Origin of the sequence: Streptomyces odonnellii (genome assembly GCF_000981895.1) — a bacterium.
GTDB classification, from domain to species: domain Bacteria; phylum Actinomycetota; class Actinomycetes; order Streptomycetales; family Streptomycetaceae; genus Streptomyces; species Streptomyces odonnellii.
Window position 1 is genome coordinate 1 of sequence record NZ_LATD01000384.1, and the last position, 12,060, is coordinate 12,060.

General features: G+C 69.2%; 9 protein-coding genes. 3 read left to right on the top strand and 6 right to left on the bottom strand.

Features of this window, described 5'->3' with window-relative positions:
• Positions 1–97: 97 nt before the first annotated feature.
• On the bottom strand, positions 98–3,160 hold the full coding sequence (locus WH07_RS30540; protein ID WP_052744608.1) for an alpha-L-rhamnosidase: 3,063 nt from the start codon (positions 3,158–3,160) through the stop codon (positions 98–100).
• A gap of 389 nt (positions 3,161–3,549) precedes the next feature.
• Between WH07_RS30540 and WH07_RS30545 the strand changes: the two genes are divergently transcribed.
• Both WH07_RS30545 and WH07_RS30550 read left to right on the top strand, forming a co-directional pair.
• Entirely contained in the window at positions 3,550–5,157 is a 1,608-nt protein-coding gene (locus WH07_RS30545) for an alkaline phosphatase D family protein (protein ID WP_046507126.1), read from the top strand.
• Positions 5,158–5,383: 226 nt separating this feature from the next.
• On the top strand, positions 5,384–6,913 hold the full coding sequence (locus WH07_RS30550; RefSeq protein ID WP_046507129.1) for a helix-turn-helix domain-containing protein: 1,530 nt from the start codon (positions 5,384–5,386) through the stop codon (positions 6,911–6,913).
• A 285-nt stretch (positions 6,914–7,198) separates the two neighbouring features.
• Here WH07_RS30550 and WH07_RS30555 read toward each other — a convergent pair whose 3' ends face one another.
• From WH07_RS30555 to WH07_RS38265, 3 genes are read right to left on the bottom strand one after another with little or no spacing between them, the layout of a single operon-like run.
• On the bottom strand, positions 7,199–7,639 hold the full coding sequence (locus WH07_RS30555; protein ID WP_157877461.1) for a hypothetical protein: 441 nt from the start codon (positions 7,637–7,639) through the stop codon (positions 7,199–7,201).
• Between the two features lie 39 nt (positions 7,640–7,678).
• Positions 7,679–7,966 carry a DUF3027 domain-containing protein gene (locus WH07_RS38260; protein ID WP_079023693.1) on the bottom strand — a complete coding sequence of 96 codons (288 nt, stop codon included), beginning with the start codon at positions 7,964–7,966 and terminating at the stop codon, positions 7,679–7,681.
• Complete coding sequence (locus WH07_RS38265; protein WP_198533924.1) at positions 7,959–8,405, bottom strand: hypothetical protein; 447 nt, start codon at positions 8,403–8,405, stop codon at positions 7,959–7,961. The genes WH07_RS38260 and WH07_RS38265 overlap by 8 nt, the downstream gene beginning before the upstream one ends.
• 430 nt (positions 8,406–8,835) lie before the next feature.
• On the opposite strand from WH07_RS38265, the gene WH07_RS40555 reads away from it, so the two are divergent.
• Positions 8,836–10,494: a hypothetical protein gene (locus tag WH07_RS40555; protein ID WP_046507137.1), complete on the top strand. Its 1,659-nt coding sequence runs from the start codon at positions 8,836–8,838 to the stop codon at positions 10,492–10,494.
• Positions 10,495–10,532: 38 nt separating this feature from the next.
• Here the strand turns inward: WH07_RS40555 and WH07_RS30570 are convergent, their stop codons facing one another.
• Both WH07_RS30570 and WH07_RS30575 read right to left on the bottom strand, forming a co-directional pair.
• Entirely contained in the window at positions 10,533–10,931 is a 399-nt protein-coding gene (locus WH07_RS30570; RefSeq protein WP_046507140.1) for a RidA family protein, read from the bottom strand.
• On the bottom strand, positions 10,928–12,060 hold a 1,133-nt coding region (locus WH07_RS30575; RefSeq protein WP_046507143.1), incomplete at its 5' end, for an acyl-CoA dehydrogenase family protein. The genes WH07_RS30570 and WH07_RS30575, both read right to left, overlap by 4 nt.

The window sequence follows — 12,060 nt, forward strand, 5'->3', positions numbered from 1 at the left end:
GCGGCGGCGGCCCAGACGATACGGAGGAACCCCCGGCGGCTGACCGTACCCGGGACCGGGGCAGGGCCGGGGCCCGGACGGTTGCGAGACCCCGTGGTCATGGTGTGTCCTCCGCGTGGGAGCCGACGGACGAAGGGGCCGCCGGAGCGGATGTGCGTGGGGTCGGGGTGAGTGGCGGGCGGGGCGAGGCGGGCGCGGTGAGGGCCGCGGTGAAGCGGTAGCGGCCGGAGGCCACGCGGTAGAGGGCGTGGTCGGAGGCGGCCGCGACCCGCGTGACGTGGGCGCCGACGTCGTATCGCCCGTGTGCGTTGTCCCGTCCGTGCCCGTCGTCCCGCTTGTGCCCGTCGTACTGCCCGCGCTCGACGCGCTGCCCGCGCTCGACGCGCTGCCCGCGCTCGACGTACTGCCCGCGCTCCTCGTACTGCCCGCGTTCCCCGGCCGCCTCTCCGGCCGCCTCTCCGTCAGCTTCTCCGTCCGCGTGTACGGACTCCGGGTCGCTGGTGGGTACGCGGACCTCGGCGGTGGCCCCGGGCGGTACCTGCACATCGAGATCGAACCGGTCCCCCTCGCGCCGCCACCGCACCGCGACCGTGCCGCGGGCCGATTCGTAGCGGGCACTCGCGTGGGTGAGTCCGCCGGGGCGGGGGCGGATGCTCAGCTCGCCGTATGCGATGGAGTCCGGCTTCTGGTCGAGGCCCGCCACCCCTCGGTAGAGCCACTCGCCGACGGAACCGAGCGCGTAGTGGTTGAAGGAGTTCATCGAGGGGGCGCGGAAACCCGTCTCGGGGGTCCAGCCGTCCCAGCGTTCCCAGATGGTGGTGGCGCCGTGGCGCACCGGGAACAGCCAGGAGGGTACGTCCGTACGGCGCAGCAGCGCGTGCGCGAGATCGTCGCGGCCATGGGCGTCCAGGACGGGCGCGGCGAGCGCGACACCGAGGAAGCCGGTCCGGAGGGCGGGGCCGGCCTGCTCGATCAGTTCGGCGAGGCGGCGCGCGGCACCGTCGACGGCGTCCGCGGTCGGCAGCAGGCCGAAGGCCAGCGCGATGAGATAGCCGGTCTGGGTGTCGCCCTCGACGCGCACGGTGGCGCCGTGGTCCGCGGTGGTCACGAACCGTTCGACGAAGACCTCGCGGATGTCGGAGGCCAGCTTGTGGAGGTCGCGGGCCACGTCCCGCTGTCCGAGGACACCGGCGGCCCTGGCGGTGAGCCGGGCGCTGTGTGCGAAGTAGGCGGTGGCGATGACGTCGCGCGGGGTGGGGGTGCCCGGGGCGAGCCAGTCGGAGAAGTGCGGCCCCACGCGCCGGCGCCAGATCAGATCGGGGTTGTGGCGGTGGATCAGCTCGACCCAGGCGCGCATGCCGGGCAGGGCGCGGGAGAGGAAGCGGGGATCGCCGTACGTACGGTAAAGATGCCAGGGGATGATCACACCGGCGTCGGCCCAGCCGGGGGCTCCTTCGTCGGCGACTCCCACCAGGCGCGGGGCGACATTGGTGAAGCCGCCGTCCGGGGTGCGTGCGTCGTCCACATCCCGCAGCCACTTCGTATAGAAGGCGGCCACATCCGCGTTGAGGGCGGCCGTGGGGAGGAAGACCTGGGCGTCGGCGAGCCAGCCGAGCCGTTCGTCACGCTGGGGGCAGTCGGTGGGCACACTCACGAAGTTGGAACGCTGTCCCCAGCCCACACAGGTGTGGAGCCTGCGCACATCGGGGTCGGAGCAGTCGAAGGCGCCGGTCCACGGGGTGTCGCTGTGCAGGGCCACGGCGACGACGGCGTCCTCGTCCAGATGGGGGACTCCGCTGATCTCCGCGTACCGGAAGCCGTGGTAGGTGAAGCGCGGCTCGAACACGACGGGGGCCCGGCCGTCGCCGATCAGGATGTCGGTGGCGGCGGCGGTGCGGAGGTTCGCCGTATAGAGAGCACCGCTCTCGTCCAGCGCCTCGCCGTGGCGTATGACGACACGGTTGCCGGGGGCGAGCCGGCCGAGACGGAGCCGTACCCGTCCGGCGAGGTTCTGGCCGAAGTCGACGACATGGACGCCGTCCCGGACACGGGTGAGGGAGCGGGGGCGCAGGGTGGCCGTCGCCCGTACGGGCTCGTCCACCGAGGCGACAAGCAGCCGGTGGTCGGAGTCGACGGCCAGGGCCGGTGTCCAGCCGGAGTCGTCGAAGCCGGGCAGGTCCCAGCCGTCGGCCGCGTACCGGAGGTCATGGCATTCGCCCATGAGCAGATCGGCGTGCCGGATGGCTCCTGTGTGGGTGCGCCATAAGCCGTCGGTGGCGATGGTGGTGGTACGGCCGTCCGTGCCGGTGGAATGGAGTTCGGCCAGGAACTGGGGGCGTGAGCCGTAGTGCGCTCCGGCTCTGCGCGGTTCGAAGCCGACGAATCCGCTCCACCAGCCGTCCGCGACGGTCGCCGCGAGGACGTTCTCGCCGTCCAGGAGCAGTTCGGTCACGTCGTACGTCTGGTACTGGACACGGCGGGTGTAGTCGGTCCAGCCGGGCGCGAGTTCGGCGTCGCCGACCCGGGTGCCGTTGAGGCGGACCTCGTACAGCCCGCGCGCGCTCACATAGAGCCGGGCGCGGGTGGCGGTGCTGGCGGGGAAGGCGCGGCGGAGAAGGGGACAGGGTGCGAGCCCGTGGTGGTCGAGTGCGCGCTCGCCCTCGGTCGGGGCGTCCATGACCGGGATGGGGCGGGGGTCGTGGGCGATCCAGGAGGCCCGCCAGGGACCGGCGGCTGACGGTGCCTCGGACGGCGTAGCGGAGAGTGTGCCGAAAGGCCTGTCGGAAGGTCCGCCGAAAGGTTTGTCGGACGATCGGACCGTCATCCCGGTCTCGAACCAGGAGGTGTCCTCGGCAGAACCGGTGGGCGGCCCGGCCGCCCATACGGTGACCCGCCAGTGGTAGCGCGTACGGGCCCGGAGCGGCGGCCCCTCGTACACGGCGCCGATCGCGGCCGGGTCCTCGACCCTGCCCGTGTCCCACAGGGGTTGGCCGCCCTCGTCCAGATCCTCCGGCCGCTCGGCGACCCGGATCCGGTACGCGGCGGGGTCCTCGCCCCGGCGGCCGGAGACGAGACGCCAGGAGAGCATGGGAGCGGACTCGTCGATTCCCAGCGGGGTGGTGCGATGGTCGCACCGCAGGGCATAGGGGCGCAGGGCCACGGGCGCGTCCTCCCTCGCGCCGAGTGGCGCATCGCCGTTGGCTGTTCGTCTGTTCGTCCGTTCGTCGTCACTTGCCTGCCGTGAAGACGACCATCTTTGAATGTGAAATCTAACGTGAATTCTGTGGCGTGGAGACTATGAGCACCCCGCGAGAGGTGTCAAGAGTGTTACCGATGCGCTCAATCACCCATCTCATAGCGTGACCGAACTCCCCGTACAGGGCGCGCGACAAGCGCCGTACCCGCTCAGGACCCCCTTCGGCGGGTGCCCTTGTGGCCCCCGATTCCAGTGTGATATTCACCGTGTGATTACCACATGAACGGACGTTAAATCACGCGTGGATCCCCCCTCGGGCGGCGGGACCATGCACGACGAACGGACCAGTCTTCATGAGAGAGAACAGTGGGACCGGCGGCACCAGCGCCCTGGAGAGACGGGCCGTGCTCGGTGCCGGGACCGTCGCCCTGGCGCTCGCCGCGGGCGGTCTGACGGCCAGTCGCGCCCGGGCCAGGGAGCGGTTCAGCGAGGACCCCTTCACCCTGGGCGTCGCGTCCGGCGACCCCTGGCCGGACGGTGTCGTCCTGTGGACCCGGCTCGCCCCCCACCCGCTCGCCCCCGACGGCGCCGGCGGAATGGACCCGGCCCCCGTCGACGTCCACTGGGAGGTCGCCACCGACGAGCGCTTCCGCAGGGTCGTACGCAGCGGACGGACCCGCGCGGTCGCCGAACTCGCCCATTCGGTCCATGTCGAGGTCACGGGACTGCTGCCGGGACACCGCTACTACTACCGGTTCCGGGCCGGCGGAGTGGTCAGCCCGGTGGGCCGTACCCGTACCGCGCCGTCGCCGTTCAGCCGCCCCAAGGCCGTCAACTTCGCCTTCGCCTCCTGCCAGGCGTGGTTCGAGGGCTTCTACACCGCGTACCGGCATCTCGCCGACGAGGACGTCGACCTCGTCCTCCATCTCGGCGACTACATCTACGAGAACCCCATCGACGCGATGGGCGGGGTACGGCAGGTCCCGGTCGCCGCCGAGCTGCGCCCCGAGCCGACGACCCTCACCCAGTACCGCAACCGGCACGCCCTGCACCGCTTCGACCAGGACCTGATCGCCGCCCACCAGGCCCACCCCTGGGCCGTCGTCTGGGACGACCACGAGGTGGAGGACAACTGGGCACGCGACATCTCCAAGCTGGACAACGAACCGGACCAGGACCCGGCGGTCTTCCGTCAACGCGCCGCGGCGGGCTTCCAGGCGTACTACGAACATCTTCCGCTGCGCCTGCCGAACAAGCCGCAGGGCTTTGACGCCCGGATGTACCGGAGTCTGCGGTACGGGCGGATGGCCACCTTCCACATCCTCGACACCCGGCTCTTCCGCGACGACCAGCCCTGCGGCGACGGCACCAGGAGCGGCTGCGCCGAACGGCTGCTGCCCGAGCGCAGCATCCTCGGCGCGGAGCAGGAGCGGTGGCTCTACCGCGGCCTGGGGCGCTCCGACGCCACCTGGAACCTCATCCCGCAACAGATCCCGGTCGGGCAGGTCGACACCGACCCGGGTGCGGGACAGTCGTTCGTGATGGACTTCTGGGACGGTTACGTGGCCTCGCGCCGGCGGCTGTTCAAGCAGCTCACGGACCAGGACGTGAGCAATCCCGTCGTACTGACCGGCGATATGCACCGCCATCTCGCGGCTGATCTCAAGCAGGACTACGACGACCCGGACTCACCGACGATCGGCGTCGAATTCGTCGGCAGCTCGATCGCCACCGGCAAGGACGGTATGGACCTCGACCCCTCCGGGGCGAATCTGATCGCGGCGAATCCGCATATCAAGTTCACCAACTTCCAGCGCGGTTACGTCCGTTGCTCACTCACCCGGGAGACCTGCCGGGCCGACTTCCGGGTGCTTCCCTATGTGACGACCCCGGGCGCGCCCGTCTCGACCCGGGCCTCGTACATCACGGAGTCGGGCCGGCCGGGGGTACAGCTCCACTGATCCGCGCCTGATCCACCCGTACAGCCGCGCAGCGGTTGCCGGGGCGGCCCCCCGATGCACAGGATCGGACATGGGTGGCCGCCCCGTGCGTCCGGGCCCGGTCCGTGCTGTGCGCGGGCCGCCTGGATTCCACGTGGGTGGGCACCCTGGATCCCCCCGGGTGGCCGTCACCCCAACGGCACCCCCCAGCATCACCCTTATCTCACATCTGAGATAACCTGCCTCTATGGCAGACGACTACCTCGTACGCATCGGCAAGCTCATCCGCGACGCCCGCCAGCATCGGGGCTGGACACAGAGTCAGCTCGCGGACGCCCTGGCCACCAGTCAGAGCGCCGTCAACCGCATTGAGCGCGGTAACCAGAACATCAGCCTTGAGATGATCGCGCGCATCGGTGAAGCGCTCGACAGTGAGATCGTTTCGCTCGGTTATGCCGGGCCCATGCATCTGCGGGTGGTCGGCGGACGCCGTCTCTCCGGCGCCATCGATGTCAAGACGAGCAAGAACGCGTGTGTGGCCCTGCTCTGCGGCTCGCTGCTGAACAAGGGGCGTACGGTGCTGCGCCGGGTGGCGCGCATCGAGGAGGTGTTCCGGCTGCTGGAGGTGCTCAACTCCATCGGCGTACGGACCCGCTGGATCAACGACGGGGTGGACCTGGAGATCGTGCCGCCCGCCGAGCTGGACATGGAGGCGATCGACGCGGAGGCGGCCCGCCGTACCCGTTCCATCATCATGTTCCTCGGCCCGCTGCTGCACCGGATGGACACCTTCCGGCTGCCGTACGCGGGCGGCTGCGACCTCGGTACGCGCACCATCGAGCCGCATATGATCGCGCTGCGCCGGTTCGGTCTGGACATCGCCGCGACCGAGGGGCTCTACCACGCACAGGTGGACCGCACCATCTCTCCGGGCCGCCCGATCGTACTGACCGAGCGCGGTGACACCGTCACCGAGAACGCCCTGCTGGCCGCCGCACGCCACGACGGCTCGACCGTCATCCGCAACGCCTCGTCCAACTACATGGTCCAGGACCTCTGCTTCTTCCTGGAGGCGCTGGGCGTACGGGTCGAGGGCATCGGTACGACCACCCTGACCGTGCACGGCGTGCCGAGCATCGATGTCGATGTGGACTACTCGCCCTCCGAGGACCCGGTCGAGGCGATGAGCCTCATCGCCGCCGCGGTGGTCACCGAGTCGCAGCTCACCATCCGCCGGGTGCCGATCGAGTTCCTGGAGATCGAGCTGGCGGTGCTGGAGGAGATGGGCCTCGACCACGACAGGTCCACCGAGTACTCCGCCGACAACGGCCGTACGCGGCTGGTGGACCTGACCGTACGGCCCTCCAAGCTGGAGGCGCCGATCGACAAGATCCACCCGATGCCGTTCCCGGGCCTGAACATCGACAACGTGCCGTTCTTCGCGGCGATCGCGGCGGTGGCCCAGGGCAAGACCCTGATCCACGACTGGGTCTACGACAACCGCGCGATCTATCTGACCGACCTCAACCGCCTCGGCGGCCGCCTCCAGCTCCTGGACCCCCACCGCGTCCTGGTCGAAGGCCCCACCCGCTGGCGAGCCGCCGAAATGATGTGCCCCCCCGCCCTGCGCCCGGCGGTGGTCGTCCTGCTGGCGATGATGGCGGCGGAGGGAACGTCGGTGCTGCGCAACGTCTATGTCATCAACCGGGGTTACGAGGACTTGGCGGAACGCCTGAACTCGGTGGGCGCGCAGATCGAGATCTTCCGGGACATCTGATCGCCCCACGCCCGCACCACCGCACCCCCCTCTGAGCGGGCCGAATGCCGGTAAGGAGGGGGCGCGGTGACGCCCGACGACCCTGGTTGCGGCCCGCTGTCCAGCAAGCCTGACGGCACAGCGCCGGGCTTGCTGGACCGTCAATCGTGCCGAAGGAAGTTCCGTACGCCGGCGCTTGAGCCCGGATCGTCGATCGGCCACGTCGGCGTACCCTCCGGAGCACGCGCCCGGGAAACCGTGATGCATGCAGGCACGCGATCGCCTTCACAAGAAAATTGCCCAAGCTCATCGAGTAAGACATCGCCTGAATTGCAGCAGCGACGTCGAGAAATCCTCCCGAACGGCGTCAGACTCGGGCAGTCTGCTGAACCCGCTCGCCGCAAACTCCTCAGCCGCCCTGAGGACTTCCTCAAAAAGCTCAGCCGAGTCCGCCACTCCGATGGTCCGGCCTCGGCCGGAAGTCTCCACAATGTTCCCCTTCATTCTGAAGGTAAGCATAAACGAAGAGTCTGCACCAACGAACTTGAAGGATCCCTTTGACGATCCCACCAGGGTGGCCATTTGATCAAGCAGAAGCGAAATGGAGAGGTAAATCATCACCCCCTGATCAGGCGATTGTCCGACAGATGTAGCAATTCCGCTTTCTCCCGTGACGACAATATCTCCCAGGTCGAAGCCACTGGGGCCCCCTTGATTGGGGCGCAGGGAGAATTTGAATTGAATCACGTTGACAGCCTACCGACAGCCCATCAAGAAGGCAGCCCCTCATGGGTCGTCAGACACAGTCCATCGCTCCGATTCCACGAACGCCTCACAGCCGTCATGCTCGAATCGAACAGTCCCATCGAAAGGCGACACCGAGTTCGCGCATGCACCGTAATCCGAGCCAAGCGTTCCTGATAGCGGAATCCAGAAGCGGCATCCGCCGCACTGCTCGTCGTACCAGGATTCCTGATACTCGGGATCGTCCGTGCGGCGATTCCTGTTCTGGATCCATCGGGCATGGATCTCGTCGAGCTCGCCAGGCCTATGCGTCACGTGATCCTCATCCATCGTTCGGGCGCTTCGTGAAGGGACGATTCGCCTTTACGGTGACGATGGTGCCATTGTCCGCGGGGAGGGTCGTGCTGGGCTTCGCAAATCGTCCGTCGCATGCCAGGAGCTCGGTCCCGGCGGCGTCGAAGTACAGGGTGAAGAAAGAGAGCCGGTCTGCTGCGCCGATTGTCCCGGTACGCAGTTGCCCGCCGCGGTACCGCGCGAGGATCTCAACGGTCTCGTCGAGACCGATGGTCTCGGGCAGGCCGCGCTTCAATGACCGTTTCAGCCTCGTCGCAGCGATGCCGGCGACCATCCAATGGGGCACCGCCCTGTCCCCGACTCTCACCTCGGCGCCGACGGCGACCGCCTCGCGTGCTGGCTTGCACGCGCTCGTCTGATCGGTGAGCATCGCGGCGATATCGGGCCGACTTGGGTGCCCGTCCATGGTGGCCATGCGGTGACTGTAGAGACTGAACACGGGCGTTGCTACAGGATTCAGCATGGCCGGCGGGGGACGGAGGACGGAGCATTCGCGATGCTGTGACCGGCGCCAAGGAACGTTCCTGTGGTACCTGGTGTGATCACGGCGTCGGAGCCGCCCCGGACAACCCCGTTCAACGGGCTGCCTCACCTCCGCCGGCGTCAAGAACGCGACCGTCCGGAACGCGCTGGTCGGCATGAGCATGCCGATGACCCCCAACATCGGCCAGGACTTCGTCGGCTGGAGCACGGGACATCCACTGCCGCTGTTGTGCGTTGGGCCTGGTCATGGGGCTGGGTTGGGCCCGTAAGTGGGTCCGGGGGCCCTGCTGTTGGGTCCGGGTTCGTTCCTACGCTGCCTTCCGTTCGGGGGGAACGGTTACGGCAGTGTGCGAGGAGCGGGGATGAGGAAGGGCGCCGGCTGGTTCCCTGATTGGCGTGGGCATGGCAGTAGCGGGAGGGACCGGGGGCAGGGCGGCATCGAGTATGTCGCCGTCGCCGGGGTCGTCTCATTGATCGTTGCTGCGATCGTCGGGCTGACGGTGCCCGAGGACGAGGCCGTGGGGCTCAAGGACGCGGTGTGCAGAATCGTTCATGCAGCCGATGGCACCTCAGGTTGCGACTCGGGAAGCAACAGGGGCGGCGGAGGCGGTGACGGGGACGGCGGGGGTGACGGTGAGGATCCCGCCGTACCGCCCGGCGATCCGTTCCAGCCCGCGAAGTGCCTGCTCTCCGAGGACCAGACCAAGGACACCGTGGTCATCCAGATCCTGTTCATCAAGATCAGTGGCTCGGAACAGCTCAAGGTCCAGCAGTGGTCCGACGGTACGGTCACCGTGGAGCGCGTGACCGACAGCAGTGTCGGCGTCACGACTAGCGTCTCCGCCGGCATACCCGGGCTCAAGGACTGGGACGCCAAGGCCTCGCTGAGCGGCACCTATATGCAGGGCAGTGGCAAGGGCGGGCAGTGGGTGTTCAGCAGCCACAAGAGCGACAACCCCCAGGACGATCTGGAGGCCAACCTCGCCGACGCCAAGGCCTTCGCCGAGGGGCTGAAGCAGAAGGACACCTGCGACGCCATGATCGGCTCCCCCGTCTCGCCCATCAGTGTGGTCGGGTGCCAGAACAGCGCCCGCTCGCAGATCGACGACTCCAATCCGGAGCGGTTGCCGGACGTCGACATCACCAAGACGACCACCGAGGCGTCGGGCGGGCTGAGTTTCGGCAAGTCGTTCACCAGCGGCGGCTCGGACGGCAAGGACGGCAAGCCCAAGAGCCTCGGCAGCATATCCAGCGACATCGCCTCCGGCACGATGACCGAGGATGTGGTGGTCCTGCGCACCAAGACCGGGCCCGACGCCGGGAAGATCACCTTCGTCTACACCTTCACCGTCAGCGGCAAGGGCGGTGAGATCGCACAGGTCAGGGGCAGCCGGATGCAGCAGGTGGCGGTGACCTACGACGCGGCGCTGTACGACGAGGAGGCGAAGAACGGCCAGCCGCACCACCCCCAGAAGATGGTCATCACCACCAGCCAGGAAGCCGGCGAGGGACCGGGTGTCCAGGTGGGCACCGGGACGAACGCGGGCCCGGTGTCCATCGACGTCGGCGGCGGGGGCGGCACCATCGAGTCCCGGATCCACACCGAGTCGGCGGAGCTCGTCCTCGACAACGACGCGGACAGCACGCTGGTGGAGGACTGGCTGCGCGGGCGCGGTGACTTCCCGGCCAGTGACGCGCTGCCGACGCCGTCGGACGCGGCGGAGGCGCCGGACTCGGACGCGGGCCCGATCGAGCGGCTCCTGCACGACAAGGGCAAGCTCTCCCGTCTCGACTACAAGGCCAACACCGACTGGTGGAACGCCTCGCTCGGCATCGGCTTCGGCATCTCCGCCGGACAGGTCACTCTCGGCTTCAAGCTCTTCGGCATCGACATCACCCACGAGCACAAGCAGCAGACCATCACCGGCGACCCCACCTACGCCACCGCGCCGCGGAGCGGCGGCACCCGCCCCTGGGTCGAATGGAAGAACTGCACCCAGACCAAGCCCATCACCACCTGAGGTCACGGAGCCTGAGGTCACGGATCACGGATCACGGTTCACGGCAGGACCGCGATGCCGTCCAGCTCGACCAGCGCCGCTACGTCCCAGAGCCGTACGACGCCGATCACCGCCATCGCCGGGTAGTCGCGGCCGGCCAACCGGCGCCAGATCAAACCGAGTTCGGCGGCGTGCGCGCGGTAGTCCGCCACATCCGTGGTGTAGACGGTCACCCGGGCCAGATCGCCCGGCGCGCCGCCCGCCGCCGCCAGCGCGGCCAGCAGATTGCCGAGTGCGGTCTCGAGCTGGGCGGGAAGGGTCTCCCCCACGATCTTTCCCTCGCCGTCGAGCGCGGTCTGTCCGGCGAGCAGGACCAGCCGTCCGCCGGTGGCGACGACGGCGTGCGAGAAGCCGGTGGCCGGGGAGAGCTGGGCGGGATTGACGCGTTCCAGGCTCATGCGTTCGCCTCCTTGTCCGAGGCCGTGTCGTGCTCCGCGAGCGATCGCGCCGTATCCCGCTCCACGGGCGGCTGTTCGTACGCGTACCGCTGCGCCCGTTCGTGCCGCTCCCGGTACAACTCCTTGGCGATGATGGTCCGTTGGACCTCGGTGGCGCCCTCGTAGATACGAGGTGCGCGGACCTCGCGGTAGAGGTGCTCCAGTGGGTGGCCGCGCTGGAGGGCGCGGGCGCCGTGCAGTTGGACGGCGGAGTCGACGACGTACTGCGCGGTCTCGGTGGCGAACAGCTTCGCCATGGCCGAGCGGCGCGGTACCCCGGGGGCGCCCGAGTCATGGGCCTCGGCCGCCGCGTAGACGAGCAGCCGCGCCGCCTCCGTACGGGTCGCCATCTCCGCGACCTGGTGCGCGACGGCCTGCAGATCCTTGAGCGGGCCACCGAACGCGGTGCGCCCGGCGGTGTGTTCAAGCGTCGCGTCGAGGGCCGCCTGTGCCATGCCCACGGCGAACGCGCCGACGCTGGGGCGGAAGAGGTTCAGGGTGTTCATGGCGACCCGGAAGCCGTGCCCGACCTCGCCGAGGACATCGTCGGGGGTCACGGGTACGGAGTCGAAGGCGAGGGCGCCGATGGCGTGCGGCGCGAGCATCTCGATCGGGGTGCCGGTCAGTCCGGGCCGGCCGGCGGGAACGAGGAAGGCGGTGATCCCGCGCGCACCGGCTCCGGCCCCCGCACGCCCGCGCCCCGCACCGTCCGTACGCCCGCGATCCGCACCGTCCGTACGGGCGAAGACCGTGTAGAAGTCGGCCTCGGGAGCGTTGGAGATCCAGCGCTTCTCACCGGTCAGCAGCCAGCCGTCGCCGTCCGGTACGGCCCGCAGGGCGAGCGCCGCCGCGTCCGAACCCGCCCCCGGCTCGCTCAGCGCGAACGCGGCCACGGCCCGGCCCGCGCTCACCTCGGGCAGCCAGCGCGCCCGCTGCGAGCCGGTTCCGGCCTGGACGATCGGATACGCGCCGAGGCCCTGGAGGGCGAGGGCGGTCTCGGCCTCCGTGCACCCCTGTGCGAGCGACTCACGCAGCAGACACAGTTCCAGCGCACCGACCCCGCCCGCCGGTCCGTCGGCACCCCCGCCTC

What these genes read in the sequence shown, in the direction of transcription:
- WH07_RS30545 (WP_046507126.1), top strand. Translation starts at nt 3,550, where the DNA reads ATGAGAGAGAACAGTGGGACCGGCGGCACCAGCGCCCTGGAGAGACGG.
- WH07_RS30550 (WP_046507129.1), top strand. Translation starts at nt 5,384, where the DNA reads ATGGCAGACGACTACCTCGTACGCATCGGCAAGCTCATCCGCGACGCC.
- WH07_RS38260 (WP_079023693.1), bottom strand. Translation starts at nt 7,966, where the DNA reads ATGGATGAGGATCACGTGACGCATAGGCCTGGCGAGCTCGACGAGATC.
- WH07_RS38265 (WP_198533924.1), bottom strand. Translation starts at nt 8,405, where the DNA reads ATGGCCACCATGGACGGGCACCCAAGTCGGCCCGATATCGCCGCGATG.
- WH07_RS40555 (WP_046507137.1), top strand. Translation starts at nt 8,836, where the DNA reads ATGAGGAAGGGCGCCGGCTGGTTCCCTGATTGGCGTGGGCATGGCAGT.
- WH07_RS30570 (WP_046507140.1), bottom strand. Translation starts at nt 10,931, where the DNA reads ATGAGCCTGGAACGCGTCAATCCCGCCCAGCTCTCCCCGGCCACCGGC.